Genomic DNA, 26950 nt, shown 5'->3' on the forward strand with positions numbered 1-26950 from the left:
ATACCAGTCCAGAGCTAGTCTGCAGAGGTAGTTGCTGTGCCGATCGAAATTCCTACAGACCTCACTCCCGAGCTCGTCCCGTTGTCCTGGCTCATTGGTGAGTGGGAGGGCAGCGGACGGCTGGGAGCCGGCGAGGAGGATTCCGAGCACTTCTTCCAGCACGTCTCCTTCACCCACAACGGCCTGCCGTACCTTCAGTACCGTGCTGAGAGCTGGCTGACCGATGACGAAGGCACCAAGCTGCGGCCACTGACGGTCGAAACCGGTTTTTGGGCGCTGGAGCGGAAGCAGCGCGAGGAAGACGGCGGGCCTGGGCTGATCCCGGCGGACATCGTTCCCGTCCTGAAGAGCGCCGACGAAGTCGAGGCGTTGCGAAACAGCGACGGCGGCTTCGACATCTCCGTCTCCGTTTCGCACCCCGGCGGCATTTCGGAGCTTTACTACGGGCAGATTAAAGGTCCCCAAATCCAGCTGAGCACCGACATGGTGATGCGCGGGAGCCACTCGAAGGAGTACACCGCAGCGACGCGGATTTTCGGCCTGGTGGAGGGAAAGCTTCTCTGGCGCTGGGATGTGGCCACCGGTAAGGGCTCCACACCGGGCGGCGGGCTGGAAGCACACGCTTCGGCCATCCTCAGCAAGGTCCCGTAGGCCAAGGCGCAGTAAAGCAAGGCGCAGTAAAGCAAGGCGCCGCAGGGCAAGACTCCGCAGGATCACCGGGCCTGCCCAGTCGACAGGTCTCACTGATTTTTGTTGTCCGCAACGAGTGCAGGGAGCAAGACCGTGAACAGCCGGCAGCCAGGCCCCGGGAAGAGCGCAGACTATGGCGATCTCAAAGCCGTCTTCTTCAACGGCACCCTCAAGAAGTCTCCGGCGACGAGCAACACTGAGGGCCTGATTGAGGTCAGCCGCCTCATCATGGAAAAACAGGGCGTCACCACCCGGGTGATCCGGACCGTCGATCACGATATCGCCAGCGGGGTTTACCCGGACATGCGCCAGCACGGCTGGGCCACCGACGAGTGGCCGGAACTGTACCCCGCGGTCAGGGAGGCGGACATCGTGGTGGTGGCCGGACCCATCTGGCTCGGCGACAACTCCTCCCAGACCAAGAAGCTGATCGAACGCCTCTATGCGCACTCCGGGGAACTGAACGAGAAGGGCCAATGGGCCTTCTACCCCAAGGTGGGCGGCTGCCTCATCACCGGCAACGAGGACGGCATCAAGCATTGCTCCATGAACATCCTCTACAGCCTCCAGCACGTCGGCTTCACCATTCCTCCACAGGCTGATGCAGGATGGATCGGACCGGTAGGGCCGGGTCCGAGCTACCTGGATGAGGGCTCGGGAGGGCCGGAGAGCGACTTCACCAACCGCAACACGACGTTCATGACATGGAACCTGCTGCACTTTGCGCGAATACTCAAGGATGCGGGCGGGATTCCGGCCTACGGCAACCTGCCGGAGGATTGGAAGGCCGGTACCCGGTTCGACTTCGAAAACCCCGAATACCGCTAACCCCCCGCTCACGCCACCGATTTCCGGAGCCGGGCAAGCCGGCGCCGGAATACCTGCCCACCAAAGGATGTTCCCTTCATATGACTACCAAGAGCCCCCTGTTGTCGCGCCCTGGCGCCGTCGAGGCCGGCGGTGCGGACTCCGGCGTCGCGTCGCATTACGGTGAGCCGCTGCGGGAGCAGCGGGCGCTGGCGGCCGGAACCGCCGTCGTCGACCTTTCACACCGGGGCGTTGTCACCGTCTCCGGTCCGGACCGCTTGAGCTGGCTCAATACACTGTCCTCCCAGCAGGTCACCAATCTTGCTCCGGGGGAGTCCAGCGAACTGCTGCTGCTCAGCATTCAGGGCCGCATTGAATTCGACGCGCGGGTGATTGACGACGGCGGGACCACCTGGCTGATTGTGGAGGCCGCCGAAGCGGCGCCGCTGGCGGAGTGGCTGAACCGCATGAAGTTTATGCTCCGTGTGGAGATTGCGGACGTGTCCGACGAATGGGCTGTCTTGGGGAGCACCAAGCAGGTGGAGGAGTGGTCGGGCCTGCTGGTGTGGGAAGACCCCTGGCCCCACGTAGCCGCCGGCGGTTACGCCTACTCCGTGGTCGGTGAAGATTCCCACCCGGGCCTTGAGCGGCCGTGGTTCGAATACCTGGTGCCGGCCGCGGAGCTTGAAGCGACCGTGGGTGACCGGCCCCTTGCCGGCGCCTGGGCCGCGGAAGCACTCCGCGTCGCCGCGTGGCGCCCCCGCCTCGGTGCTGAAACCGACGACAAGACCATCCCCCACGAACTGGACCTCCTGCGCACCGCCGTCCACCTGACAAAGGGGTGCTACAAGGGCCAGGAGACCATCGCGCGCGTGCACAACCTGGGGCACCCGCCGCGGCGCCTGGTCTTCCTCCAGCTGGACGGCTCCCAGCACACCCTCCCCGCCGTGGGCAGCGAGGTGCGCCTGGGGGAGCGGAAAGTGGGAACAGTGACCTCCGTAGTCCAGCATTACGAAATGGGCCCCGTCGCGCTGGCAGTCATAAAGCGTTCGGTCTCCCCGGATGAAATACTGACGGTCGTAGACGGCGACGAACCATACACGGCCGCGCAGGAAGTCATTGTGGCTCCCGACGCGGGCCAGGTGGTTGGCCGGCAGACCGGATTCCTGAAGGGAACACACCGATGACAGACAACCTAGGGGACAACGCCTCAGGGCACACCGCCTCAGGGCACAACCCCGCGTCCGGCCCTGACGACGAAACCCTCGCTTTGGCCCATGCGCTCTTCGACGCGGCACGGCAGGGCGATGCCGCACTGCTGGGCAGCTACCTCGACGCCGGGGCGCCGGCAAACATGACCAACGCAGCCGGGGACTCGCTCCTGATGCTGGCGGCCTACCACGGCCACGCCCCCGCGGTTCAGCTGCTCCTGCAGCACGGCGCGGACGCGAACGCCGTCAACGACCGCGGGCAGACGCCGCTGGCGGGGGCAGCCTTTAAGGGTTACACGGACGTGGCAGAAGTGCTTCTGGGCGCAGGGGCGGACCCGGACGCCGGGACGCCCTCGGCACGTGCAGCCGCAGAGATGTTCGCCCGGACCGACATCCAGGCTCTCCTGCGCTGACGGCCCCTCCAGGACGCCCGCAGGCCTTAAGGCCCGCGGGCTTTCTTGCACCGTAATATTCCATGTGGAATAGTTGAAGCGGAATATTTGGAACGTGCGCTCAAAATTGCGGGGAAGGACCGGAACCAATGCCCCGATCCGCTCCGCTGACGCCGCTCGGCATCTCTGCCCTCTCCTTGCTGGTTGAGGAGCCGATGCACCCATACGAGATGTACCAGCTCCTGATGGCCAGGCATGAAGACCGTCTGGTCAAGGTGCGTCCCGGCACGCTCTACCATGCCGTGGGCAGGCTGGAGGATCGTGGCCTGGTGGAAACAGCCGGAACGGACCGGGAGGGCAACCGGCCGGAACGGACCACGTACCGGATCACGCCCGCGGGTCGGGAAGCCCTGACGGCGCGCCTGCAGGACATGCTCGCCGAACCGCTCAACGAATATCCGTCCTTCCCGCTGGCCATCGCCGAGGCGTACAACCTTCCCGCCACCCTCGTAGTCGATCTGCTGGACCGCCGGCTGCTGCTGCTGCAGGAGCAGCTGGAGTTCCTGCAGAGAGGGGAGGCGGCGGTGCTGAAAAAAGAGGTGGCACGCAAGTACTGGATCGACCTCGAGTACCAACAGGCCATGCTGAAGTCTGAAATGGGCTGGATTCGCAGCCTGCAGGACCAGCTCCGCTCCGGGAAACTCCCGTGGTAGCGGAACATACCACAACCACACCCGAAGGATTCATATGGAAAACGTAGCCAGGCCGTGGCCGGCGCTTTGGTCCCTGGTGATCGGCTTCTTCATGATCCTGATCGACACCACCATCGTCTCGGTGGCCAACCCGCGGATCATGGAAGGCCTTAACGCCGACATCAACTCCGTCATCTGGGTGACCAGCGCCTACCTGCTGGCCTACGCGGTGCCATTGCTGATCACCGGACGGCTGGGCGACAGGTTCGGGCCCAAAAGGCTCTACCTGACGGGCCTTGTGGTGTTTACCCTCGCGTCCCTCTGGTGCGGCCTGTCCGGCGATGTCCAGACGCTGATCCTTGCCCGGGTGGTCCAGGGCTTCGGTGCTGCAATCATGACCCCGCAGACCATGGCGGTCATCACCCGGATCTTCCGGCCGGACCGGCGCGGCGCAGCCATGGGTATTTGGGGTGCCACAGCCGGCGTCGCCACTCTCGTGGGACCGATCCTCGGCGGTGTCCTGGTGGACGGCCTGGGCTGGGAATGGATCTTCTTCATCAATGTGCCCGTCGGCATCGCCGGCTTCTTCCTGGCCCTGCGCTTTGTTCCTTCGCTGACCACGCATCCGCACAAGTTCGACATCCCCGGCGTGCTGCTCAGCGCCGTCGGGCTCTTCCTGCTCGTGTTCGGCATCCAGGAAGGCGAAACGTACAACTGGGGCACCATCACCGGCCCCATTACCGTCTGGAGCCTGATCATCGCCGGTCTTGTGGTGCTGGTGGGGTTCGTCCTGTGGCAGCGGTTCAACAAGGGCGAGCCGCTCCTGCCGCTTTCGCTGTTCGGGGACCGCAACTTCTCGCTCGCCAACCTGGGCATCACCACCGTGGGCTTCACTGTGACGGCCTTCGGCCTGCCGCTGATTTTCTACTACCAGATGGTCCGCGGCCTGACTCCCACGCAGTCGGCCCTGATGATGATCCCGATGGCGCTGATTTCGGGCGGGCTGGCGCCGGTGGTCGGCAAGATCATCGACCGCGTCAACCCGAAATACATCACCGCCGGGGGCCTGGCGCTGATGGCCGTGGCGCTCTTCTGGAATTCGGCGCTGATGCACCCGGACACGCCGATCTGGCTCTTCCTGCTGCCGAGCGCCGTCCTCGGTTTCGCCAACGCGGGTATCTGGGCGCCGCTCAGCTCTACGGCCACGCGCAACCTGCCGCCCCGCCAGGCCGGCGCGGGCGCCGGGGTCTACAACACCACCCGCCAGATCGGCGCCGTGCTGGGCAGCGCGGCCATTGCCGTGCTGATGCAGGCCCGGCTGGCCGAGGAGCTTCCGGCGGCGGCCGGCGGTGCCTCGGGGGAAGCCGGCCTGAGTTTCGGCGGCCAGCTTCCCGAGGCGCTCCATGAAGGATTCTCGACGGCGATGGGACAGTCCATCATGCTGCCGGCGGCAGTGATTGTGCTCGGCGCGGCCGTGGCGCTGTTCTTCGCCAAGCCGAAGCCGGTGGAAAACTGGGGCGGCCCCGCGGTCCCGCCATTCAACACCGAACCGGCAGAATCGGCGCAGGCCAAGTCCGCCTGACCCTGCCGGCTAAACCAGCCGGGCTGACCCTGCCGGTCAGCCCAGCAGGACCGTGGTGTGGATGCCGCCCGTGGCGAATCCGAGGCTGCGGGCGATTGCCAGGGCGCCCTTGTTGCTGACGTCCGATCGCCACTGCAGGGTAAGTCCGGCTGCGAGCGCCTCGTGTGCGGCAATGGACGCCGCCAGCGAGCCGAGTCCCCGGCGGCGCCAGTCAGGATCCACGAGAACCCCCATGTGGGCGAGGATTCCTTCCCACTCCGTGTAGGCGCCGCAGGCCACCGGAACCTTGCGCCCGTTGTCATCGCGCATGATGGTGAACCGGTGTTCGAGGTCGGACAACCCCACCTCGTTGACGTCGTCGGGAGGACACATGCCTTCCAGTTCGATGGCCTCGGGATTTCCGTGCGAGACCGTAAGTTTCTCGGCTGGCTGCAGCAGCGGGAGATCGTCGGCGAAGAAGAGGGCGGCCGCACCCTGCCCGTGACCGCCATGCTGCCGTGTGATGGTCAACAGCGTCACGTGCTGGGCGAGTTCCTCATCCGCAATGCCCTCGGCGGCGTCCAGGGCCCACTGTGGCCCCACAAGGGCCGATGCGCCGAACAGCCGGACAAAATCCACTGACTTCCGGGATTCGTCCGCGCGGGTGAGCCGGGCACCCGGCGGAAGTGAGCCGGTCCCCGAGACGGCAGTCTCGGCGTCGAGCTTCCGCGCCTCGGCAAACGCTCCGTCATCGAGGCCCAGGCGGCGGGCCCATGCCAGCTGGATGATGTCTGCGGAACCGGAGTCGAGAGTCATGCCTCCACCCTACCCAGCGGAGACCCTGCCCAGCGGAGGGAAGCGCGAACGGACACTTGGGGCCCTTCCCGAAGCGCGAACGGACACTTGCGGCCCTTCCCGAAGCGCGAACGGACACCTGGCGCCGCCCGAAGGGGCGCCAAGTGTCCGTTCGCGCGAGAGTGGCCTAGCCGAAGAGGACTGCGGCCTCGTCGTAGCGGTCCTGCGGAACGCACTTGAGGTTGCCCAGGGCGGCGTCGAAGCCGACGTGCACAATGTCCGTGCCGTTGAGCGAGACCATGGTGCCCCAGCGCTGGTCCACCACGGAGTCGATGGCAGCCATGCCCAGGCGAGTTGCCAGGACACGGTCGAACGCAGACGGGACGCCGCCGCGCTGGATGTGGCCTAGGACAGTTGCGCGCGTCTCGATGCCGGTCCGTGCCTCGAGTTCGGGGGCCAGCATCTCGGCGATGCCGCCCAGGCGCGGGCGTCCGAAGGTGTCCAGTCCGCGCTCTGAGTGCGGTGTTTCCTGGCCCTCCGGCACAAAGCCCTCGGCCACAACCACCAGGGGTGCACGGCCACGCGCGTGGGCTTCCTGCACCCACTCGGTGATCTGCTCCATGGAGGCTTTCTGCTCCGGAATGAGGATCGCGTGCGCGCCCGACGCCATGCCGGCGTGCAGGGCGATCCAGCCCACGTGACGGCCCATGACCTCGGCGATCATGCAGCGGTGGTGCGATTCACCGGTGGTGCGGAGCCGGTCGATGGCCTCGGTGGCGATCTGGACTGCGGTGTCGAAGCCGAAGGTGTAGTCGGTGGCGTCAAGGTCGTTGTCCACGGTCTTGGGCACGCCGACGATCTTCAGGCCGGCGTCGGTCAGCCGCTTGGCGGCGGCCAGCGTTCCTTCGCCGCCAATGGCGATGATCGCATCGATGCCGAGCCGGTCCATGTGGCCCTTGATGACCTCGGGGCCGCCGTTGTTTTCGAAGGGGTTGGTCCGCGATGTTCCCAGGATGGTGCCACCCTGCTTCGCGATGCCGCGGACCATGGTGCGGGGAATGTCAATCACATCGCCCTCGACGACGCCGCGCCAGCCGTCGAGGAATCCTACGAATTCGTGGCCGTGGATGGCGATCCCCTTGAGGACGGCGCCGCGGATTACGGCGTTCAGTCCGGGGCAGTCGCCGCCGCTGGTGAGAATTCCAATTTTCATGTCTCGGCTCAAATCCTGGTGAGAGGGTGTACAGGCAGAGCGCCACGCTGAGCTCACCCTAGATTCTAGTGCTGAGTGTGGGTTACGACACAAACCGGTTACAAACGGCACCGTTTCATGGCAGACGAAAGGCCCCCGCTCCGGAGAGCAGGGGCCTGCGGGACCTAACGGTCAGGATCCGTTGATTGATCGTTTGTCCAGGAAGGACTGGAGGATGATGGCGTTCCGCTGGTCCGGGAGGATTAGCCACGCCGCCACGTAGAACACGAAGGCGGGACCCGGCAGGAGGCTCAGCAGGAGGAACGCGATCCGGACGAAAGCGACGTCCACGTTGAGTTTCGCGGCGATGCCCCCGCACACGCCGCCCAGCCACCGCTGCGGTCCGCGCTTCAGGCCAAAGCCCCTGACGATGCTGAAGAACTTATCCATGCCCTAAGACTTCCCTGTTGTTGATTCTTTGTCACGTCCGCGGGCTGAAAGGAGCCCGCCAACCACCAGTGCGGCGCCGGCTCCGAGCATCAGGCCGATCAGCACGTAGGTTCCGTTCAGGGCCACGATGCCGAGCTGGGCGATGATGATCAGTGCGGCCAGGGCGAGGACGACCAGGCCCCAGACCACTGTGCCCACCCGTGCCGGCGACGGACCGCCGTGCCTTGCTCCCGAGCTGTGTGCCGGTTCGGCAGCTGCGGCCTTCGCCTGCGAGTTTGCCTGTGATTTTGCCTGCGGACCTGTGTCCGGAGCAGGTTCGTAGCTGCTCATGTCAGTTTCCTTCCCGGATGGTGATGTTGCTCATGGTGCCGTCGATTTCGAGGACGAGGGCGGCACCCGGCTTCTCCGTGTTGTAGTTGCTCTGCTGGTTCGTCATGCCCCCGTGGTTCTGCGAGCCGTCGTTGAGGTTGCCCATGGTCATGTCAGCCCGGATCTCCACGGGAACCGTGTCCGGGATAACGACGGTCAGGTTGCTGGCCGTGACGTCCATGGGAATTACGACGTCGGTGCCCAGGGGAGGTGTGAGATTCAGCATTGTCAGGTCAGCAGTTCCACTGCCACCGGTGATGTCAAAACCTTCCCTCGCCTGCTCGATGCTGACAGGGTTCCAGTTGGCATCCTGGAAGCGGAACCGGTCACCGTTGGGCACCACGTTGAAGATGCCGCCGATGATGAGTGCCACCACTGCAAAGAATCCGAGGACGCCCGAGGTCCTGCCCCTGAGGCCTGAGATCAGGATGCCAAGGCCCAGGACTGCTGCGCCGCTGGCCCACACCACTGCGTTGGTGGCATCCCCGAGGTTGGTGACGTTGAGGGCCTCCAGGGCCTTGATCCCGCCGCCCACCAGGAGGGCAAGGCCGGCCGTCACCGCGACCGCCGGGGCGCCGGGGCCCATGTTCGGTGCCTTGGGTGCCGGGGCGGACGGACCGCCGTAGCCGCCGTACGGCTGGCTGGGGCCGTAGGGAGGATTAGGTCCCGAGGGGCCAAACTGGCCGGGTGCGGAGGTGCCGGGGTCTGCGTAGGGGCCGTAACCGTGCGAGCCGGACGTCCCGACGTCGTACGAGCCACTGGCGTAAGTGCCACCGGTGTAGGCGCCGCTTGTGTAAGGGGCGCCGGCCGGCGACGTGGCGGCGAAAGCGGTTCCGCCGGCTGCTGCGCCGGCTGCGGCGCTGGTGTTCATGATCGGCGCTCCGTTCCTGGTTTTATCGCGCTGCGAAAGGTAGTAGATGAGGTAGCTGGCCCCTGCTATCCAGAAGGCCGTCCAGAGGAAACCGCCGAAGCCGTTCCGCTCCCAGCCCCAGAAGCCGCCGCCCAGGCTGGGAAAGCCGATCACCGTGGTGATGAGGGCGCCGGTCATGCCTGTTGACCATCGGCCCGCACCAGCCTCCTGGACGTGTATGCGGCCATCGGGTTCGGGCAGGAGTGCCCAGGCCACGCCGTACAGCAGCACGCCGATGCCGGCGAAAATCGAGAGAACAATGAAGACACCGCGCACTATCAGCGGATCGACGCCCAGCCTGTGGGCGATGCCGCTGGCGACGCCGCCGATCCAGCGGTCACGCCCGCGCCGGATTCCGTGTCCCCGAACCCAGTTGAAGAAGTTCTGGGGCTGGGACTGCGGGTAGCCGTGTGGAGCATTCGCGGATTGGGCGTTCGGGTATTGCGCATTCGGATAGAGCGGCGGTGCGTCGGAGTCGGCGGGGGAGTTGCCCTGCCCCGGGTAGGTGGCATCCTGGGCTGAAGCGGTGCCGTCAGGGGCTGAGGCGCCACTGACTGACTCGGTGCCCTCGTCGGGCTTGGCTTCAGCTGAGTCGGCGGAACCGTGGCTGCCCGACGGCAGCGGATCTTCGTCTGGGTGTGCATTGTGCGAGTTCATACTTCGATCCTGCCGTCTGCAGCGCCCGCGCTCTATTGGGGAACACCCTGAGCTTCCCCTGAGTGACCCCCGGTTCATGCCGAAACCAGGCGTACGGAACCCTGATCCGTGTTTGGATTGACACATGACAACGGCCTTCTCCCGCCCTCCGCTGGTGCGCAGCAGCGATCGCGTGATTGCCGGCGTGTGCGCGGGCCTCGCCATCCACTTGGGCTTGCCGGTGCGGATGGTCCGGATCGGCATGGTGGTGGCCGCGCTCGCAGGGGGTGCAGGGCTTGCGTTCTACGCATGGCTCTGGATCATGGTCCCCACAGCGGACGAGAACGCGAAGCGGAACGCCCGGCGCCCGGCGTCGCCCATCGCCCCGGCCGTCAGTGCACCGGGGCCGCTGCCGGTTCCGCCGGACTTTGTCGCCGGCCCATTTCCTGCCGCCCCATTTCCAGCGGGAGTAACCAACCCGGCCGCGGCGCCGCTTCCCGGCGCCTCAACGCTCCCCGGTGTTCCCGGAACCGGCATGCCCGGGCAAGGCACCTCCGGAACCGGCACGCCCGGAACCGGCATGCCCGGGCAAGGCACCTCCGGAACCGGCATGCCCGGAACCGACATCCCCATGGCCGGCATGCCCGGCCAGGGCTCACCGCCGTGGCAGCCGGGTTCCGGACCCGCCGCGGGACCCGCCGCGGGACCCGCCGTCGGCTCCAACACGGCGGCGGCCGGTTCGCCGTGGTTCCGTTTCCGGCGCATGCCGTACGGCAAGGAGATCCTGCTGGGCGCTGGCCTGCTGCTGGCCGGTGGAATCCTGACCGCACGGATGCTGGGCGTCGACGTTCCGCTGGGCACCCTCATCCCCGCTGCGGCCATTCTTGGCGGTGCGGCCATCGCGTGGATGCAGTTGGATGAAACCCGTCGGGCCGGTCTCGTTGACAAGACCAAGGCGGACCAGGCCGGCGGCTGGGCCAGGCTCGGGGCAGGGCTGGCCCTGGTGGTGGCCGGCGTGCTGGTGATGGTGTCCGGCTCCGGCTCCTGGGAGCAGACCTGGCTGGCGCTCCTCGCCTCCGTTGCTGTCCTCGGCGGGGTTGCCCTGGTGCTGCTCCCGTGGGGCCTGAAGTTCTGGCGGGACCTGGAAACCGAGCGTGCGGGCAGGGTCCGCGCCACCGAACGGGCCGAGATCGCAGCGCACCTGCACGACTCCGTCCTGCAAACGCTCGCGCTGATCCAGCGGCGCGCCGGCAACGAACACGACGTCGTACGGCTGGCCCGCGCTCAGGAGCGGGAGCTCCGGGGCTGGCTGTACCGGGACCCCGGCAAGGAGGCCGGGCAGCTCTCGGAGCGCATCAAAGCTGCCGCCGCGGAGGTGGAGGACTCCCTGGGCAACGCCGTCGACGTGGTCAGTGTGGGAGATACCGCCATGACCGAACGGCACGAGGCCCTGGTGCAGGCAAGCCGTGAAGCCATGGTGAACGCGTCCCGCCACGGCGGCGGCGCCGTATCGGTCTACCTGGAAGTGGCCGACGGCGGCGCGGAAGTTTTCGTCAAGGACCGCGGGCCGGGCTTTGACCCGCAGTCGGTTCCTGCCGACCGTATGGGGGTGCGGGAATCGATCGTCGGGCGGATGAAACGCCACGGCGGCTCGGCCGTCATCAGCAGCAGCGCGGACGGTACGGAAGTGCGGCTCAGGCTTCCTTCCGACGCCGCGGACAACGGAGAGGGAAAGTCGTGAACAACATCGGCACAGGGGACGCGCAGGCAGGGGGCGCCCAGGCGATCCGCGTGGTCATCGTGGACGACCACGCCATCTTCCGCTCGGGACTCAAAGCGGACCTGGACGCCCGGGTGGTTGTGGTGGGCGAAGCCGGAACGGTGGAGCAGGCCATCGCCGTGATTGCGCAGACCCGGCCCGAGGTGGTCCTGCTGGACGTGCACCTGCCCGGAGGGCTTGGCGGCGGGGGGCGAGAGGTGATCGCCGGCTCGGCGGCCCTGCTGTCCGGCACCCGTTTCCTGGCCCTGAGCGTATCGGACGCCGCGGAAGACGTCGTGTCGGTCATCCGTGCCGGCGCCCGGGGGTACGTTACCAAGAGCATCTCCGGCACGGAAATCACCGACGCGGTACTGCGTGTGGCCGGCGGCGATGCCGTCTTCTCGCCGCGGCTGGCCGGGTTCGTCCTGGATGCGTTCGGCACGGCCCCGGCGGATATCGCCGACGACGAACTGGACCGCCTTTCCGCCCGTGAACTGGAAGTCATGCGGCTCATCGCACGGGGCTACAGCTACAAGGAAGTGGCCAAGGAACTCTTCATCTCGATCAAGACCGTGGAGACCCACGTCTCCGCCGTGCTCCGGAAACTGCAGCTTTCCAGCCGCCATGAACTGACCAAGTGGGCAGCCGAGCGCCGGCTCCTCTAGCCCGCACCCCGGACGCTCTCTCACTTTTCGCCGCCCGTACGCAAACCCTCTCGCACTTCCTGCCGTTAAACCCCCAACGCTCTCTCACTTGGTGAGAGAGCGTTGGGGGTTCTTCTGCGAAAAGTGAGAGAGCGTGCCTACTTGGCCTTGCCCAGGAAGCCCTGCAGCCGGGCCACGCCGGTGGCGAGGTCGTCGTCGCCCAGTGCGTAGGAGAGACGCAGGTATCCCGAGGGGCCGAACGCCTCGCCCGGAACGACGGCAACTTCTACCTCGTCCAGGATGAGCGCGGCCAGTTCGGCGGACGTCTGCGGGCGGGCGGTTCCGTTCGCGGTCTCAAATTCCTTGCCCAGCAGGCCGCGGACGTCCGCGTAGACGTAGAAGGCGCCGGTCGGCGTCGGGCATTCGACGCCGTCGATCGCGTTCAGGCCGGCAACAATCGCCTTGCGGCGGCGGTCGAAGGCGACCTTCATCTCATCCACCGCGGTAAGCGGGCCGGAGACGGCCGCGAGGGCAGCAATCTGCGGGATGTTGGAAACGTTGGACGTGGCGTGGGACTGCAGGTTCGTGGCCGCCTTGATCACGTCCGCCGGACCGATCATCCAGCCCACCCGCCAGCCGGTCATGGCATAGGTCTTGGCGACGCCGTTGAGGATGACCACCTTGTCGCCGAGTTCGGGGACGGCCGTGGCAATGGACGTGAAGGGAACGTTGTCGTAGGTCAGGTGTTCGTAGATTTCGTCCGTGACCACCCACAGACCCTTGGAGGCTGCCCAGAGGCCGATTTCGCGGACCTGTGCGGGGGAGTACACCGAGCCCGTGGGGTTGGACGGCGAGACGAACAGCAGAATTTTGGTGCGCTCGGTGAGCGCGGCCTCAAGCTGCTCCACGGTGACGAGGTAGTCCTGCTCGGGGCCGGCGAAAACCTCCACCGGCACGCCGCCAGCAAGTCGGATGGCCTCGGGGTACGTGGTCCAGAACGGGGTGGGGACAATGACTTCGTCGCCCGGATCGACCAGTGTGGCGAAGGTGTTGTAGACCGCCTGCTTGCCGCCGTTGGTCACCAAAACCTGGGAGGCATCGGCCTTGTAGCCGGAGTCCCGGAGTGTCTTCTCGGCAATTGCCTGCTTGAGCTCCGGCAGGCCTCCGGCGGGGGAATAGCGGTGGTACTTGGGCTGGCTAGCGGCCTCAATGGCGGCCTGCACAATGTAGCCGGGCGTCGGGAAGTCGGGTTCCCCGGCGCCGAAGCCGATGACCGGCCGTCCGGCTGCCTTGAGTGCCTTGGCCTTGGCATCAACGGCAAGGGTGGCGGATTCGGCGATAGCGGAAATGCGTTGGGAAACGCGGGCGGCAGGCATGGCGGGGTCCATTCTTCGCTTGCAGCTCGATGGCTGGTTGTGGGATTCGACGAGATCTACTCTATGCTGTTCAGCGGATCGTTCAGCGTGACGGCAAGGAATGTGACCGTGTCCCGGTCAGCAGCTTCCGGCAGCGGCAACGAAGGTCCGAAATGAGGCTGGTTCGACGTAAGCGCAGTTGTTGCGTAGACTAGTTCTCCGGTGTTGAAAACACGATGATGGCCTGCGCCCCGTGAAGTCTGCGGGAAGTGTGGTGTGATTGGTTTTCGATCCATAGGGTAGTGGCGCAATTGGTAGCGCAGCGGTCTCCAAAACCGCAGGTTGCAGGTTCGAGTCCTGTCTGCCCTGCGCAAGCGGTTCCGGCGATGAGCCGGAGCCTGCGCAGCAACCATGGTTCAGTTCAGAGCCGGGTATCCGACTTTGCGAGGATGAGTGAGGACCAGGTGACCGAAACGGCTGCAAGCAGCTCCAAGGGCCGCCCCGCCAAGAATGCCGCTAAGGCAGGCTTCTTCGCTCGCATCGCACTCTTCGTCCGCCAGGTCATCGGCGAACTGAAGAAGGTCGTAGCACCCACCCGCAAGGAACTGATCAACTACACGCTCGTGGTGCTGGTGTTCGTGATCATCATGATGCTCATCGTTACCGTCCTGGACCTGGCTTTCGGGACCGGAGTGAGCTGGGTCTTCGGCGGCACAGGCCCCGCGGACCGCTAAGGCGATCCGTCCGCAGACTGCGTGGAATGCACCGGCAATCCGGAAGCATTCACGGGGTGTGCGGAATTGAGCCATTTAAATAGGCATGTTTAGCAATGAGGAAGCAGGAGACCAAGTGTCTGAGCAGGAGCTCGAGGTAACTGAGACTGAGCTGGATGGGTCCACGGACAGCACAACAGACGCCGCGGCGGTAGCCGGGGAAGAGTCCGAGGTTGAGTCCGCTGCGCCCGATTCCATCGACGATTCCTCTGAAGCCGACGCTGACGCCGACGCTGATGCTGACGATGCCGAAACGGGCGAAGCCGACGCTGACTCCGACGAAGAGGCTGACGCACTGGCCGCCGCGGCCGCCAAGGCTGACGTCGATCCGGCTGAGGAGTTCAAGGCCAAGCTGCGCCGCCAGGAGGGCGACTGGTACGTCATCCACTCCTACGCAGGTTACGAAAACCGCGTCAAGGCAAACCTTGAGACCCGCATCCAGACCCTGGACATGGAAGATTACATCTTCGAAATCCAGGTTCCCATGGAAGAAGTCGTGGAGATCAAGAACGCCCAGCGCAAGGTCATCAACCGCGTCCGCATTCCCGGCTACGTCCTCGTCCGCATGGACCTGACGGATGCTTCATGGGGTGCCGTTCGGCACACCCCCGGTGTCACCGGGTTCGTCGGCAACGCCCACAACCCCGTCCCGCTGCGCCTCGACGAGGTCTTCTCCATGCTCGCCCCGGTCTTCGAAGAAGAGCAGGCTGAGAAGGGCAAGCCGGTCAAGCACGCCGCCACTCCCGTGGACGTCGACTTCGAGGTCGGCGAGTCCGTCATCGTCAAGGAAGGTCCGTTCGAGACCCTCCCCGCCACGATCTCCGAGATCAAGATCGATTCGCAGACCCTCGTGGTGCTGGTGTCCATCTTCGAACGCGAGACCCCGGTCACCCTGGCGTTCAACCAGGTCACCAAGATCTAGTACAACCCACAGAATTCGTTCCGGGGCTGCCCGCTTAGCAGCCACGAAGCGGCCGGTCGCCTCGCCATGGCGGCCACCAACCTGAGGCACGCTCCTGTGTCCCAGGACGTATTTGAGAGAAGGACCTACATTGGCTCCCAAGAAGAAGGTCACCGGCCTCATCAAGCTGCAGATCCAGGCAGGTGCCGCCAACCCGGCCCCGCCGATCGGTCCTGCGCTTGGCCAGCACGGTGTCAACATCATGGAATTCTGCAAGGCGTACAACGCTGCGACGGAAGCCCAGCGCGGCAACGTTATTCCTGTTGAAATCACGGTCTACGAAGACCGCTCGTTCACGTTCATCACCAAGACCCCGCCGGCTGCAGAGCTCATCAAAAAGGCTGCAGGCGTCGCCAAGGGCTCAGCTACGCCGCACACCGTCAAGGTTGCCAAGCTGACCCAGGCACAGGTCGACGAGATCGCCTCCACCAAGATGGAAGACCTCAACGCCACGAGCCTCGAAGGCGCAGCGAAGATCATCGCCGGCACCGCCCGCTCCATGGGTATCACCGTCGAGGGTTAATTTCCCTGCTGCCTGATGTTGGGTTCGGTAAACCGATCACGACGACGGGCGGCACCGCCGGGCGACCGGCACCACCAAAACATAAAAAGCGGATTCCACGCCGGAGTCCGCATGTGGCAGGGCCCAGCGCGGTCCGCAGACCACAACTGCACAAGGAGAATAAGCAGCATGGCAAAGCGCAGCAAAGCATATGAGGCAGCCGCCGCCAAGATCGACGCGGAGAAGTTCTACGCGCCGTTCGAGGCAGTGACGCTGGCCAAGGACACCAACCCGTCCAAGTTCGACGCCACCGTTGAGGTCGCTTTCCGCCTGGGTGTAGACCCGCGTAAGGCTGACCAGATGGTCCGCGGCACCGTTAACCTGCCGCACGGCACCGGTAAGGTTGCCCGCGTCCTCGTCTTCGCAACGGGCGACAAGGCCGAAGCAGCAATCGCTGCCGGCGCCGACTTCGTTGGTTCCGATGACCTGATCGAAAAGATCGCAGCCGGCTGGACCGACTTCGACGCCGCCGTCGCCACCCCTGACCTCATGGGCAAGGTTGGCCGCCTCGGTAAGGTCCTGGGTCCGCGTAACCTGATGCCGAACCCGAAGACGGGCACCGTGACCCCCGACGTCACCAAGGCCGTCAATGACATCAAGGGTGGCAAGATCGACTTCCGCGTCGACAAGCACTCCAACCTGCACTTCATCATCGGCAAGGTTTCGTTCGACGCCCTCAAGCTGGCCGAGAACTACGCAGCAGCACTGGAAGAGGTCCTTCGCCTGAAGCCGTCCGCTTCCAAGGGCCGCTACATCCAGAAGGCCACCGTGGCTACCACGTTCGGCCCGGGCATCTCGGTTGACCCCAACGTCACCAAGGTCCTGACCGAGGTCTAATCCTCACCAGGTTCGTAGGAAAGACCGTCCCGCATCTGCGGGGCGGTCTTTCCGCGTTTGCCCTCCGGTTCCGTATGCTGCTGTCTCCGCGGCGGCTAGGCTGTCCCCGTGAAGACAGCGCCGTACCTCGTAGAACCCTTGCTTCTGCCCGCGGCCATTGACGCCCCGGATGCCGGTGAGTTCCTGGAATTCGGAGACCTCAGCGATGCCCTGGTGCTGGAGATGTGGGGCAACCCGGACCGTTCGTCATCGGCAAAGGCCCGGCTCCAGAACTGGCGCGACAACCCCTACACGCAGGTGCGGCTCTTCTTCGTGCGGGTGGACGGACGCATGGTGGGGCGGTCCTGGATCCGTTTCGGGCTCGAGGAGAACCTCCGCACCGCGCTGCTCCACGTGAACGTCCTGGCCGGGTTCTCCGGGCGCGGCATCGGGCGCACATTGCTGGACCATGCCGAGGAATTGGCCGCCTCGCGCGGCTGCACCACACTACAGACCTTCACGGAGCACCCGGCCGATTTCGACGTCGACGATCCCGGGCTGCTCAAGCCGGCGACGGGCACCGGAGGGGTGCCGGCGGAGGCTCGGGGGGTCCGCTTCGCCCGGGAGGCGGGCTACAAACTCGAACAGGTGGAACGCTTCAGCGCTTTGGCGTTGCCGCCCGCTGAAGACAACCTGGCCGGGCTTGAAGGCGACGCACTGTACAAGGGCGGGGAGCAGTACGAGCTGCTGCACTGGACGGACAGCTGTCCCGACGAGTACGCAGCCCAGCTGGCGGTCCTGATGTCGCGCATGAGCACGGACACCCCGGCCGGTGGATTGAGCTTCGACGCCGAATCGTGGGACGTGGCGCGGGTCCGCCATGTTGAGAACACGTGGAAGCAGGCAGGCCTGGACTCCCTCGTGGCAGGCGCCCGCCACCGCGGCACCGGGGAGCTCGCCGCGTATTCGGTGCTTCAGGTGTCGGACGCGAAACCCTGGCTGGCCAACCAGGACGATACGCTGGTGGCCAGCCATCACCGCGGTCACCGCCTGGGCATGCTCGTCAAAATCCTCAACATCCGCCGGCTGCTCACCGGTTATCCCCGCGTGGAGCGCATCGTCACGTATAATGCAGCCGAAAACGACCACATGCTGGCCATTAACGTGGCCCTCGGCTTCCGTCCTGCCGGGTACGACGGCGAATGGCAGAAGACGCTATAACGGGCCTGGCCATGACCGCCGTCCGAATCCGGCAGGCCCGTTGGGCCTGCAACAACTGGCCTGCCCGGACGCCGGGCCGGTCATTACATGGAACGCCAGCGAAAACCGGCATATGCTGGCGATAAATATTTCGCTTTGATTCAAACCCGCCGGCTTTGAAGGTGAGTGGCAGAAACGACTGGGATGACGCCCTTTATGGCTCAAGACGTACGGATCGAACAACTCTGGATTCCCGATTCCCTCGACGGACCCGACAGCGCCGATTTCCTGGCCGCCGTCGAAGTTGGCCGCAAAGTGCGGATGCAAACGTGGGGGAGTGACGACCTCGCCTACACCCCGCTTGAAAAGCTCCTCGAACTGGCCGATCCCTACGAGCGCCAAGTCATCCTCGTGGCCAAGATCGACGGCGAGATCGTGGGCGCGGTGGATATTGCCCTGCCCCTGGCCGACAACCTTGACCTCGCGGAGTTCACGCTCGATATCCTGCCGGAGTTCCAGCGCCAGGGCGTGGGACGCCAGCTGCTGGAGGCTGCGGAGCAGTTTGCCCGGGGCGAAGGCCGGACCATGATCCTGATCGACACCAATCATCCCGGCGTCTCGCTGAGCAGCTCCATCGACGACCAGCTGGTTCCCGGCTCGGGCCTGGGCTTTGTGCCGCTGGGCAGCCGGGAGGTGGAGTTTGCCCGCAAGACGGGCTACACGCTGCAGCACATCGAGCAGTTCAGTTCGTGCCTGCTGCCGCTGGACAGCAAGCTGGTAGCGGAGCTGGAGGAGGAAGCCGAGCAGGCCAACGCGGGCCGCTACCGACTGCATCACTGGACCGACAGATGCCCGGATCGGTGGCTCGAATCCGTGGCAGCGCTGGAAAACCAGGCGGGTGAAGACACCACACCCTCCTCAAGGACCGAAGAGCAGTTGGTGTTCGACGGCGCCATGATCAGGGAGGCGGAAGAGGCCACCATCGCGCAGGGAAGACGCACGGTGGTCACCGCCGTCGAACACATCGCCACCGGCATGCTGGTGGGGCTGACCACCATCAGCGTGCTTTCCCAGCGGCAGGACGTGGTGTTCCAGGACGACACGGTGGTGATGCAGGAACACCGCGGCAACAAGCTGGGCCTGCTGATCAAGGTGGCCAACATGGAACGCCTCACCGAGCAATTCCCCGATGCCCGGGTCATCTACACATGGAACGCTCCGGAGAACCGGTATCTGCTCAAGGTGAACCAGCAGCTGGGTTTCACCACTGCGGGCGTCACAGGGATCTGGCAGAAGGACCTTCCGGACTTCGGGCCGAGCAGCAGCTGAGGGCGCCGGCGGCTGGCAGGCTGCAGTGCGGCGCCCGGCGCCGGCGGCTGGCAGGCTGCAGTGCGGCGCCCGGCGCCGGCGGCAGACGTGCCTGCTCCAGTCGCGCCTGCTGCCTGAAGCCGTCCCGGAGACCGATTTGGAGTACGGGTGGCGTTGCCCGTAAGCTTGAACTACCAAAGACCGTCGGTTGTTGGAAATCCACTCTCCTGAGCATTGCTCAATACTGCAGTCGTGTGCGGGAGAGCAAGTGGGTTTCCGGACGAAGGACCCTGAACATAGGGCGGCCAGCGCAGGTGAACGAAGTAAAGCTCCACAGTCATGGACCGTGTCGAGCCAAGCCCCGTGCATCTGCTCGGGGCGTTTTTAGTTTTAGCTCACCTGAGCGGGGACCCGGAAACACCGGCACTATCCCCGGAAGGAGGGTTATGGCAACGCCTACCAAGGTTTCAGCAGTAGCTGAGATCACTAACGATTTCAAGGAATCGAACGCCGCTGTCCTGACCGAATACCGTGGGCTCACCGTTGCACAGCTCAAGCAGCTGCGTGTTTCTCTCGGCCAGGACACCAAGTTCGCGGTCGTCAAGAACACCCTGACCGCAATTGCAGCCAAGGAAGCTGGTGTCGAAGCATTCGACGGTCAGCTCGCCGGCCCCACTGCAATCGCGTTCATCAAGGGTGACGCAGTTGCAGCTGCCAAGAGCCTGACGGATTTTGCCAAGACCAACAAGCAGCTGGTTATCAAGACCGGTTACTTCGAGGGCAAGGCACTGAACGCCAGCGAAGTTGCTGCCCTGGCAGCACTCGAGTCCCGCGAGCTGCAGCTCGCCAAGGTTGCAGGCATCCTCAAGGCTCCTGCTGCCGCTGCTGCACGCATCATTGACGCCCTGCGCCTCAAGCTTGAAGAAGAGAACGGTGCACCGGCAGCTGCCGAAGCGCCCGCCGCTGAAGAAGCCCCGGCCGCAGAAGCAGCAGAGACCGAAGCTCCGGCCGAAGCCGCAGCCACCGAAGAGAACTAACCTTCTCTTTCAAATCAGACTCCGGTGTGAAGGCAACGGCCCAGGCCGCCAAGCACCACCTATAGGAAGGACGCCACACCATGGCGAAGCTCACCAACGAAGAGCTCATTGAAGCTTTCAAGGAACTGACCATCATCGAGCTCTCCGAGTTCGTCAAGCTCTTCGAAGAGACCTTCGAAGTTACCGCTGCTGCTGTTGCCGTTGCCGGCCCCGCTGCCGGTGCTGCTGAAGAAGCCGAAGAGAAGACCGACTTCGACGTCGTTCTCGAAGCTGCTGGCGACAAGAAGATCGCAGTGATCAAGGAAGTTCGCGCCATCACTTCCCTGGGCCTCAAGGAAGCCAAGGACCTGGTTGACAGCGCTCCCAAGGCTGTCCTCGAAGGTGCCACCAAGGAAGCTGCTGAGAAGGCAAAGGAGCAGCTCGAGGCTGCCGGCGCCACCGTTACCCTCAAGTAACGCTCGCTTTTCCATAGGAAACCCCGTCCACTTCGGTGGGCGGGGTTTCCTGCGTTTAAGCCCAACTGGGTAGCAGTAGATGTCGTTATGAGCCCTCATAACGACATCTACTGCTACCTACTTGGGTTGGGGTCGCTGATGTCCGCCACCACTGCGTCCAGGGCCGCGGTCAAAGCGTCGGCGTCCACGAACGCGCTGTAGCCATGTTCCCCGGCGCCCATGGAAATCCGCTTCCCGGTGATGGTCCGGTCCGCGTACACCGGCCACTGCCTGGTGCTGCCCAGCGGCGTGATGGTGCCGCGCTCGTAGCCCGTGGCCTCCAGTGCGACGTCGGCCGGCGGGAGCGAGAGCTTGTTGACGCCCACCAGCCCCCTCAGCTTGGGCCAGGAAATCTGCCGGTCCCCGGGGATCAAGGCAAAGAGGAAGCTGCCGTCCTTGTGCTTGACCACCAGGGACTTCACGATGTCAGCGGGCGTAATGCCCAGGATGCCGGCCGCCTCCTCAAGGCTCCTGGCTGCAAGCCGCTCCACTATTTCGACGTCGAGGCCCCGCGCGGCGGCGTCGGCCAGGAACCGTGCCCTGCCGACGGCGCCCGCCGCGTCTGCGGATGAGGCCGCCATCAGTCCCGGTACAGGAGGAGGGCCTCGCCCTGGCCTCCGCCGCCGCACAGGGAAACTGCGGCCTTGCCGGTGCCGCGCCGCTTCAGTTCGTGCGCGGCATGTCCGGCGAGGCGCGCACCTGAGGCACCGATCGGGTGCCCCAGGGCAATGGCGCCGCCGTGGACGTTGCACTGCTCCAGCGGGTACTTGAGATCCTTGAGTGACTGGACGGCTACTGAACCGAAGGCCTCGTTGATCTCGATGAAGTCGAGGTCCTCGGTGGTCCAGCCCGCACGGCTGAGGGCGTTTTTGATGGCGTTGGAGGGCTGTGAGTGCAGCGAGTTGTCCGGGCCTGCGACCTGGCCCGGCTTACCCACCACCGCGAGGTAATCCAGGCCGTTGTCTTTTGCGAATTTCCTCGTTGCCAGCACCAGGGCGGAGGCGCCGTCGGACAGGGGAGAGGAGTTTCCCGCCGTGATGGTGCCGTCGCTGACGAATGCGGCGCGAAGGCCGGCCAGCGACTCGACCGTCGTATCGGGGCGCACGCCTTCATCAGTGGTGACAACGATGGGGTCGCCCTTGCGCTGCTTCACGCTGATCGGTGCGATCTCGTCGTCGAAGACGCCGTTCTTTGCCGCCAGCGCCGCACGCTGGTGCGACTGGGCGGCCACGTTGTCCTGCGATGTCCGGTCGATGCCCAGGACCAGGTTCTTGCTTTCCGTCGAGAGGCCCATGGAGTGACCGTCGAAGGCATCCGTGAGGCCGTCATGCGCCGCCACATCCAGTGCCTGGATGGCCCCGTAGGTCCAGCCCTGCCGTGAACCCGGCAGGATGTGCGGTGCCCGGGTCATGGATTCCTGGCCTCCGGCGACGACGACGGCGGCATCACCGCTGCGGATCATCCGGGCGGCGTCGATCACTGCTGTGAGCCCGGAAAGGCAGACCTTGTTGATGGTGACAGTGGGGACGTTCCAGCCGATGCCCGCGCCGATGGCGCTCTGCCGCGCCGGGTTCTGGCCGGCGCCGGCCTGCAGGACCTGGCCCATGATGACCGCGTCCACCCGGTCGGCGCCAACGCCGCTTGCAGCGAGTGCAGCCTTGATCGCATGCGCGCCGAGTTCCACCGCCGTGAAGCTGGCCAGCTGGCCATTGAGGCGGCCCTGCGGCGTACGGGCTGCGGCGAGGATGACAACGTCGTTGTCGTCTGCGGAGTTGCTCATGGTTATCTCTTCCGATCTGTGACGATTACGCCAAGGCTATCGTGAGCCGAATCACCTATCCATGCAAACGCACCCAAGGCGGGGTCCATTCCGTGCCGTGGATGGATAGAACAGCCCATGCTGCGGCCGCGCGCAGCGTCGCCAGCGTGCGTAGGGTGGGTGGCGACGTTAACACAGCAACGCAAAACAGCATTGCAAAACAGGGAGCAGCATCTTGAAGAAAATCCTCGCCGCGGCAGCCATCGCCAGCCTCGCCGGACTTACGGCATGCGCTGCTACAGGACCCGACGGCGGTTCCGGAACCGAAACCAGCGCGCCGCAAACGGAAACGTCCAGCGCGCCTGCACCGTCGCCGTCGTCCTCCAAGACGTACACCAAATCCGCGTCCGGGGCCGGAACGTCCGGCGCGAAGGAAGCGTGCGAGACGTTTAACTCCCTGTACGCCGAGTACAAGGCGATCCGGAAAGATTCCAACGCCTACGAGGACATCTACCTGGCTGCGGACGACGCCCAGGACACTGTGACAGGGAATCTGGTGGGTCTGTTCGCGTCGCTCAAGGTCCTTGCGATTGACCATTCCATGGCGGTTGATAACGGTAGCCAGATAGAGCAGGAGTCGAAGGACGCAGTCCGCGATGCTGTCTTCGCCAACGCGAACGAATGCACGGCAGCGGGAGTTACGCTCACGCTGTAGCGGACACGGGCCGGAGGCGGGAGCCATTTAGGTGCCTTCGGCAACGGTGCTTGCAATAACCGGGGAAGTGGGGTAGACACGTGCGCCGTTTTGCCGTATCGTAGATATTTGCGTCTTCCCTGTTTACCTTCAGCCTTCATATAGCGGTGGGCTTTGCCTAGCAGCTGATCCATCGACGTGCCGTCCGAGACGTGCAACATCATGGTCAGCCTGGGTCCCGGGTCATATAGCGGAACCGGACTGGTAGCGCTGCGGAGTCATTCTGCAGGGCTTTCAACGGGGGAGATCTGAAAACGCCTGAAGGTCTGTGGAAGGATCCCTCTTGGTCGCCTCGAGCACCTCTAATGTAAACAACGCTACCGCTATCAATGCCGACAGCACCGATGGTGCCACTCGCCGGCTCTCATTCGCAAAGATTCACGAACCCCTTGACGTTCCGAATCTGCTTGCCCTGCAAACGGACAGCTTCGACTGGCTGGTCGGAAACGAACGCTGGCAGGCACGCGTTGCGAAGGCCGTCGAAGAAGGCGACCTCAGCGTCGCCACTAGCTCCGGTCTGTCTGACATCTTCGAAGAGATCTCCCCGATCGAGGATTTCCAGGGCACCATGTCCCTGAGCTTCTCCGACCCGGAGTTCGCTGACCCCAAATACACCATGGCCGAGTGCAAGGACCGGGACGCTACGTACTCGGCTCCGCTGTACGTTAAAGCCGAATTCATGAACAACAACACGGGCGAAATCAAGCAGCAGACCGTGTTCATGGGTGACTTCCCGCTGATGACCGAGAAGGGCACCTTCGTCGTCAACGGCACCGAGCGTGTCGTTGTCTCCCAGCTGGTCCGTTCCCCGGGCGCCTACTTCGAGCGCACCGCTGACAAGACCAGCGACAAGGACATCTTCACTGCGAAGATCATCCCGTCCCGCGGTGCCTGGTTCGAGCTCGAGATCGACAAGCGCGACCAGGTCGGCGTTCGCCTTGACCGCAAGCGCAAGCAGTCCGTCACGGTGCTGCTGAAGGCCCTCGGCTGGACCGAAGGCCAGATCCTCGAAGAGTTCGGCCAGTACGACTCCATGCGCGCAACGCTGGAGAAGGACGCCACCGAAACCCGCGAAGACGCCTTGCTGGATATCTACCGGAAGCTGCGACCGGGCGAGCCGCCCACCGTCGAGGCTGCCCAGTCCCTGCTGGACAACCTGTACTTCAACTCCAAGCGCTACGATCTGGCCAAGGTTGGCCGTTACAAGATCAACCGCAAGCTTGGCATCGACCGCTCCCTTGGCGACAAGGAAGCTTCGGTCCTGCACGTTGAAGACATCGTTGCGATGATCAAGTTCCTGGTTGCCCTGCACGCCGGCGAGAAGACCCTCACGGGCAAGCGCGACGGCCAGGACCACGAGCTGCGCGTCGAAATCGATGACATCGACCACTTCGGCAACCGCCGCATCCGCGCCGTCGGCGAGCTCATCGAGAACCAGGTCCGCACCGGCCTGTCCCGTATGGAGCGCGTCGTCCGCGAGCGTATGACCACGCAGGACGTCGAGGCCATCACGCCGCAGACACTGATCAACATCCGCCCCGTTGTGGCAGCCATCAAGGAGTTCTTCGGAACTTCCCAGCTGTCGCAGTTCATGGACCAGAACAACCCGCTGTCGGGTCTGACCCACAAGCGCCGTCTGTCCGCGCTTGGCCCGGGTGGTCTGTCCCGTGACCGTGCAGGCATGGAAGTCCGAGACGTTCACCCGTCCCACTACGGACGTATGTGCCCCATCGAAACCCCTGAAGGCCCGAACATTGGTCTGATCGGTTCGCTGGCTTCCTACGGCCGCATCAACCCCTTCGGCTTCATCGAGACCCCTTACCGTCTCGTGTCCGAAGGCGTCGTTTCCGATGAGGTCCAGTACCTGACGGCCGACGACGAAGCAGAGGTCCTGATCGCACAGGCCAACGCTCCGCTGGACGAGAACAAGAAGTTCGCCGAAGAGACCGTCCTGGTCCGCGCCCGTGGTGGTGGAGGCGAGCCCGTGCTGGTTCCCGCCGCCGACGTCGAGTTCATGGACGTTTCCCCGCGCCAGATGGTGTCCGTGGCTACGGCCCTGATTCCGTTCCTCGAGCATGACGATGCTAACCGCGCACTCATGGGTGCCAACATGCAGCGTCAGGCCGTGCCGCTGGTCCGCTCCGAGGCACCGTTCGTCGGTACCGGCATGGAGCGCGCCGCAGCAGTCGACGCCGGTGACGTTGTCATCGCGAAGAAGCCCGGTGTGGTCACCGAGGTGTCCGCCGAACTCGTCATCATGCTCAACGACGACGGCACGGAAACCAACTACCGCATCAACAAGTTCGCCCGTTCCAACCAGGGCAACTGCTACAACCACCGTGTCCTGGTGAGCGAAGGCCAGCGCCTCGAAGTCGGCGGCATCATCGCCGACGGCCCGGCAACGGACCAGGGTGAACTTGCCCTGGGTAAGAACCTGCTCGTGGCATTCATGTCATGGGAAGGCCACAACTTCGAGGACGCCATCATCCTCTCGCAGCGCATTGTTGCCGAGGATGTTCTTTCCTCCATCCACATCGAGGAGCACGAGATCGATGCCCGCGACACCAAGCTTGGTGCCGAGGAAATCACCCGTGACATCCCCAACGTGTCCGAGGAAGTCCTGGCAGGCCTGGACGAGCGCGGCATCATCCACATCGGTGCCGAGGTTGAAGCCGGCGACATCCTGGTCGGAAAGGTCACCCCGAAGGGTGAAACCGAACTGACCCCGGAAGAGCGCCTGCTGCGCGCCATCTTCGGTGAGAAGTCACGCGAAGTCCGCGACACCTCCCTGAAGGTTCCGCACGGCGAGTCCGGTACCGTCATCGGCGTGCGCGTCTTCGACCGCGACAACGACGACGAACTGCCCCCGGGCGTCAACCAGCTGGTCCGCGTCTACGTGGCCGCCAAGCGCAAGATCACCGACGGCGACAAGCTCGCCGGCCGTCACGGCAACAAGGGTGTTATCTCCAAGATCCTCCCGATCGAGGACATGCCCTTCCTTGCCGACGGTACCCCCGTTGATATCGTCCTGAACCCGCTGGGTGTTCCGGGCCGTATGAACGTCGGCCAGGTGCTCGAAACGCACCTCGGCTGGGTTGCCAAGACCGGTTGGAAGATCGAAGGCGAGCCTGAATGGGTCAAGCAGCTGCCGAATCTGCCGCGCGAGAGTGGCCAGACCACTGTTGCAACGCCGGTCTTCGACGGTGCGCGTGAAGAGGAAATCACGGGCCTGCTCGATTCCACGAACGTGACCCGCGACGGTGACCGCCTGATCAACTCCTCCGGCAAGACCCGCCTGTTTGACGGCCGCTCCGGCGAGCCGTTCCCGGATCCGATCTCGGTCGGCTACATGTACATCCTGAAGCTCCACCACCTGGTGGACGACAAGATCCACGCACGCTCCACCGGCCCGTACTCCATGATCACGCAGCAGCCGCTGGGTGGTAAGGCACAGTTCGGTGGCCAGCGCTTCGGTGAAATGGAAGTGTGGGCGCTCGAAGCTTATGGCGCCGCCTACACGCTCCAGGAACTCCTCACGATCAAGTCGGATGATATCCACGGTCGTGTGAAGGTCTACGAAGCAATCGTCAAGGGCGAGAACATCCCCGAGCCGGGCGTTCCTGAGTCCTTCAAGGTCTTGATCAAGGAAATGCAGTCGCTGTGCCTGAACGTGGAAGTGCTTTCCACGGACGGAACCACAATTGAAATGCGTGACTCTGATGACGCAGTCTTCACGGCTGCGGAAGAACTGGGCATCGATCTGTCTCGTGCAGAGCCCAGTTCCGTAGAAGAGGTTTAGCAGGTTGATGTCCGGGGAAAAGCA

General features: G+C 64.6%; 26 protein-coding genes and 1 tRNA gene. 19 read left to right on the forward strand and 8 right to left on the reverse strand.

Going from position 1 to position 26950, the window contains the following annotated elements; genetic code table 11:
* The first annotated feature begins 36 nt into the window (after positions 1-36).
* The 6 genes from J2805_RS04745 to J2805_RS04770 all read left to right on the forward strand — a co-directional run bounded on the left by J2805_RS04745 (position 37) and on the right by J2805_RS04770 (position 5374).
* The gene (locus J2805_RS04745; RefSeq protein WP_309969964.1) at positions 37-651 is read left to right on the forward strand and encodes a nitrobindin family protein; all 615 of its coding nucleotides are present in this window, start codon (positions 37-39) and stop codon (positions 649-651) included.
* Positions 652-783: 132 nt separating this feature from the next.
* Positions 784-1518: a flavodoxin family protein gene (locus J2805_RS04750; RefSeq protein WP_309969967.1), complete on the forward strand. Its 735-nt coding sequence runs from the start codon at positions 784-786 to the stop codon at positions 1516-1518.
* A gap of 80 nt (positions 1519-1598) precedes the next feature.
* Positions 1599-2684 carry a CAF17-like 4Fe-4S cluster assembly/insertion protein YgfZ gene (gene ygfZ, locus J2805_RS04755; protein ID WP_309969970.1) on the forward strand — a complete coding sequence of 362 codons (1086 nt, stop codon included), beginning with the start codon at positions 1599-1601 and terminating at the stop codon, positions 2682-2684.
* Positions 2681-3121, forward strand: a complete 441-nt coding sequence (locus J2805_RS04760; protein WP_309969973.1) for an ankyrin repeat domain-containing protein — start codon at positions 2681-2683, stop codon at positions 3119-3121. The genes ygfZ and J2805_RS04760 overlap by 4 nt, the downstream gene beginning before the upstream one ends.
* 128 nt (positions 3122-3249) lie before the next feature.
* The gene (locus tag J2805_RS04765; RefSeq protein WP_309969976.1) at positions 3250-3813 is read left to right on the forward strand and encodes a PadR family transcriptional regulator; all 564 of its coding nucleotides are present in this window, start codon (positions 3250-3252) and stop codon (positions 3811-3813) included.
* A 34-nt stretch (positions 3814-3847) separates the two neighbouring features.
* Positions 3848-5374: a DHA2 family efflux MFS transporter permease subunit gene (locus tag J2805_RS04770; protein ID WP_309969979.1), complete on the forward strand. Its 1527-nt coding sequence runs from the start codon at positions 3848-3850 to the stop codon at positions 5372-5374.
* Between the two features lie 36 nt (positions 5375-5410).
* Here the strand turns inward: J2805_RS04770 and J2805_RS04775 are convergent, their stop codons facing one another.
* The 5 genes from J2805_RS04775 to J2805_RS04795 all read right to left on the reverse strand — a co-directional run bounded on the left by J2805_RS04775 (position 5411) and on the right by J2805_RS04795 (position 9726).
* Entirely contained in the window at positions 5411-6169 is a 759-nt protein-coding gene (locus tag J2805_RS04775) for a GNAT family N-acetyltransferase (protein ID WP_309969982.1), read from the reverse strand.
* Between the two features lie 166 nt (positions 6170-6335).
* On the reverse strand, positions 6336-7361 hold the full coding sequence (locus J2805_RS04780; protein ID WP_309969985.1) for a 6-phosphofructokinase: 1026 nt from the start codon (positions 7359-7361) through the stop codon (positions 6336-6338).
* A gap of 171 nt (positions 7362-7532) precedes the next feature.
* Entirely contained in the window at positions 7533-7790 is a 258-nt protein-coding gene (locus tag J2805_RS04785) for a PspC domain-containing protein (protein WP_307045552.1), read from the reverse strand.
* 3 nt (positions 7791-7793) lie between these two features.
* Positions 7794-8120: a hypothetical protein gene (locus J2805_RS04790; protein ID WP_309969989.1), complete on the reverse strand. Its 327-nt coding sequence runs from the start codon at positions 8118-8120 to the stop codon at positions 7794-7796.
* A gap of 1 nt (position 8121) precedes the next feature.
* The gene (locus J2805_RS04795) at positions 8122-9726 is read right to left on the reverse strand and encodes a PspC domain-containing protein (protein WP_309969992.1); all 1605 of its coding nucleotides are present in this window, start codon (positions 9724-9726) and stop codon (positions 8122-8124) included.
* 124 nt (positions 9727-9850) lie between these two features.
* Here J2805_RS04795 and J2805_RS04800 point away from each other — a divergent pair, with 124 nt between their 5' ends.
* Together J2805_RS04800 and J2805_RS04805 are read left to right on the forward strand one after the other, a co-directional pair.
* A complete protein-coding gene (locus tag J2805_RS04800; protein ID WP_309969995.1) occupies positions 9851-11446 on the forward strand; it encodes an ATP-binding protein in 1596 nt (531 codons plus the stop codon).
* A gap of 50 nt (positions 11447-11496) precedes the next feature.
* A complete protein-coding gene (locus J2805_RS04805; protein ID WP_396134234.1) occupies positions 11497-12129 on the forward strand; it encodes a LuxR C-terminal-related transcriptional regulator in 633 nt (210 codons plus the stop codon).
* A 137-nt stretch (positions 12130-12266) separates the two neighbouring features.
* On the opposite strand, the gene J2805_RS04810 is transcribed toward J2805_RS04805, so the two are convergent.
* Positions 12267-13484, reverse strand: a complete 1218-nt coding sequence (locus J2805_RS04810) for a pyridoxal phosphate-dependent aminotransferase (protein WP_309970002.1) — start codon at positions 13482-13484, stop codon at positions 12267-12269.
* A 275-nt stretch (positions 13485-13759) separates the two neighbouring features.
* Between J2805_RS04810 and J2805_RS04815 the strand changes: the two genes are divergently transcribed.
* The 9 genes from J2805_RS04815 (at position 13760) to rplL (ending at position 20575) form a co-directional block, all read left to right on the forward strand.
* Positions 13760-13832 (forward strand) — tRNA-Trp (locus tag J2805_RS04815).
* Positions 13833-13912: 80 nt separating this feature from the next.
* The gene (gene secE, locus J2805_RS04820) at positions 13913-14197 is read left to right on the forward strand and encodes a preprotein translocase subunit SecE (RefSeq protein ID WP_028269597.1); all 285 of its coding nucleotides are present in this window, start codon (positions 13913-13915) and stop codon (positions 14195-14197) included.
* Between the two features lie 115 nt (positions 14198-14312).
* Entirely contained in the window at positions 14313-15158 is an 846-nt protein-coding gene (nusG, locus tag J2805_RS04825; RefSeq protein WP_309970005.1) for a transcription termination/antitermination protein NusG, read from the forward strand.
* 130 nt (positions 15159-15288) lie between these two features.
* Entirely contained in the window at positions 15289-15720 is a 432-nt protein-coding gene (rplK, locus tag J2805_RS04830) for a 50S ribosomal protein L11 (protein WP_309970008.1), read from the forward strand.
* Positions 15721-15888: 168 nt separating this feature from the next.
* Positions 15889-16596, forward strand: coding sequence for a 50S ribosomal protein L1 (gene rplA / locus J2805_RS04835; RefSeq protein WP_309970011.1), 708 nt, complete (start codon positions 15889-15891; stop codon positions 16594-16596).
* A 108-nt stretch (positions 16597-16704) separates the two neighbouring features.
* Positions 16705-17796: a GNAT family N-acetyltransferase gene (locus J2805_RS04840; protein ID WP_309970014.1), complete on the forward strand. Its 1092-nt coding sequence runs from the start codon at positions 16705-16707 to the stop codon at positions 17794-17796.
* Positions 17797-17991: 195 nt separating this feature from the next.
* Entirely contained in the window at positions 17992-19104 is a 1113-nt protein-coding gene (locus tag J2805_RS04845; protein WP_309970017.1) for a GNAT family N-acetyltransferase, read from the forward strand.
* 425 nt (positions 19105-19529) lie between these two features.
* On the forward strand, positions 19530-20120 hold the full coding sequence (gene rplJ / locus J2805_RS04850; protein WP_011692822.1) for a 50S ribosomal protein L10: 591 nt from the start codon (positions 19530-19532) through the stop codon (positions 20118-20120).
* A gap of 80 nt (positions 20121-20200) precedes the next feature.
* Positions 20201-20575 carry a 50S ribosomal protein L7/L12 gene (gene rplL / locus J2805_RS04855; protein WP_043483052.1) on the forward strand — a complete coding sequence of 125 codons (375 nt, stop codon included), beginning with the start codon at positions 20201-20203 and terminating at the stop codon, positions 20573-20575.
* Between the two features lie 113 nt (positions 20576-20688).
* Here rplL and J2805_RS04860 read toward each other — a convergent pair whose 3' ends face one another.
* Together J2805_RS04860 and J2805_RS04865 are read right to left on the reverse strand one after the other, a co-directional pair.
* A complete protein-coding gene (locus tag J2805_RS04860) occupies positions 20689-21195 on the reverse strand; it encodes an aminoacyl-tRNA deacylase (RefSeq protein WP_309970024.1) in 507 nt (168 codons plus the stop codon).
* Positions 21195-22394 carry an acetyl-CoA C-acetyltransferase gene (locus tag J2805_RS04865; RefSeq protein ID WP_309970027.1) on the reverse strand — a complete coding sequence of 400 codons (1200 nt, stop codon included), beginning with the start codon at positions 22392-22394 and terminating at the stop codon, positions 21195-21197. Before J2805_RS04865 ends, J2805_RS04860 begins: the two co-directional genes overlap by 1 nt.
* Positions 22395-22608: 214 nt before the next feature.
* On the opposite strand from J2805_RS04865, the gene J2805_RS04870 reads away from it, so the two are divergent.
* Positions 22609-23088, forward strand: a complete 480-nt coding sequence (locus J2805_RS04870; protein WP_309970030.1) for a hypothetical protein — start codon at positions 22609-22611, stop codon at positions 23086-23088.
* A 322-nt stretch (positions 23089-23410) separates the two neighbouring features.
* Positions 23411-26926 (forward strand): DNA-directed RNA polymerase subunit beta, encoded by a 3516-nt coding sequence (rpoB, locus tag J2805_RS04875; RefSeq protein WP_309970033.1) that lies wholly within the window; start codon positions 23411-23413, stop codon positions 26924-26926.
* Positions 26927-26950: the final 24 nt, after the last annotated feature.

Origin of the sequence: Arthrobacter oryzae, from assembly GCF_031454875.1 — a bacterium.
GTDB lineage: Bacteria > Actinomycetota > Actinomycetes > Actinomycetales > Micrococcaceae > Arthrobacter > Arthrobacter oryzae_D.

What these genes read in the sequence shown, in the direction of transcription:
- rplL (WP_043483052.1), top strand. Translation starts at nt 20,201, where the DNA reads ATGGCGAAGCTCACCAACGAAGAGCTCATTGAAGCTTTCAAGGAACTG.
- ygfZ (WP_309969970.1), top strand. Translation starts at nt 1,599, where the DNA reads ATGACTACCAAGAGCCCCCTGTTGTCGCGCCCTGGCGCCGTCGAGGCC.
- J2805_RS04865 (WP_309970027.1), bottom strand. Translation starts at nt 22,394, where the DNA reads ATGAGCAACTCCGCAGACGACAACGACGTTGTCATCCTCGCCGCAGCC.
- J2805_RS04795 (WP_309969992.1), bottom strand. Translation starts at nt 9,726, where the DNA reads ATGAACTCGCACAATGCACACCCAGACGAAGATCCGCTGCCGTCGGGC.
- J2805_RS04775 (WP_309969982.1), bottom strand. Translation starts at nt 6,169, where the DNA reads ATGACTCTCGACTCCGGTTCCGCAGACATCATCCAGCTGGCATGGGCC.
- J2805_RS04810 (WP_309970002.1), bottom strand. Translation starts at nt 13,484, where the DNA reads ATGCCTGCCGCCCGCGTTTCCCAACGCATTTCCGCTATCGCCGAATCC.
- J2805_RS04765 (WP_309969976.1), top strand. Translation starts at nt 3,250, where the DNA reads ATGCCCCGATCCGCTCCGCTGACGCCGCTCGGCATCTCTGCCCTCTCC.
- J2805_RS04760 (WP_309969973.1), top strand. Translation starts at nt 2,681, where the DNA reads ATGACAGACAACCTAGGGGACAACGCCTCAGGGCACACCGCCTCAGGG.
- rplJ (WP_011692822.1), top strand. Translation starts at nt 19,530, where the DNA reads ATGGCAACGCCTACCAAGGTTTCAGCAGTAGCTGAGATCACTAACGAT.
- J2805_RS04845 (WP_309970017.1), top strand. Translation starts at nt 17,992, where the DNA reads ATGGCTCAAGACGTACGGATCGAACAACTCTGGATTCCCGATTCCCTC.
- J2805_RS04860 (WP_309970024.1), bottom strand. Translation starts at nt 21,195, where the DNA reads ATGGCGGCCTCATCCGCAGACGCGGCGGGCGCCGTCGGCAGGGCACGG.
- J2805_RS04785 (WP_307045552.1), bottom strand. Translation starts at nt 7,790, where the DNA reads ATGGATAAGTTCTTCAGCATCGTCAGGGGCTTTGGCCTGAAGCGCGGA.
- rplA (WP_309970011.1), top strand. Translation starts at nt 15,889, where the DNA reads ATGGCAAAGCGCAGCAAAGCATATGAGGCAGCCGCCGCCAAGATCGAC.
- J2805_RS04790 (WP_309969989.1), bottom strand. Translation starts at nt 8,120, where the DNA reads ATGAGCAGCTACGAACCTGCTCCGGACACAGGTCCGCAGGCAAAATCA.
- J2805_RS04770 (WP_309969979.1), top strand. Translation starts at nt 3,848, where the DNA reads ATGGAAAACGTAGCCAGGCCGTGGCCGGCGCTTTGGTCCCTGGTGATC.
- J2805_RS04800 (WP_309969995.1), top strand. Translation starts at nt 9,851, where the DNA reads ATGACAACGGCCTTCTCCCGCCCTCCGCTGGTGCGCAGCAGCGATCGC.
- secE (WP_028269597.1), top strand. Translation starts at nt 13,913, where the DNA reads ATGAGTGAGGACCAGGTGACCGAAACGGCTGCAAGCAGCTCCAAGGGC.
- J2805_RS04780 (WP_309969985.1), bottom strand. Translation starts at nt 7,361, where the DNA reads ATGAAAATTGGAATTCTCACCAGCGGCGGCGACTGCCCCGGACTGAAC.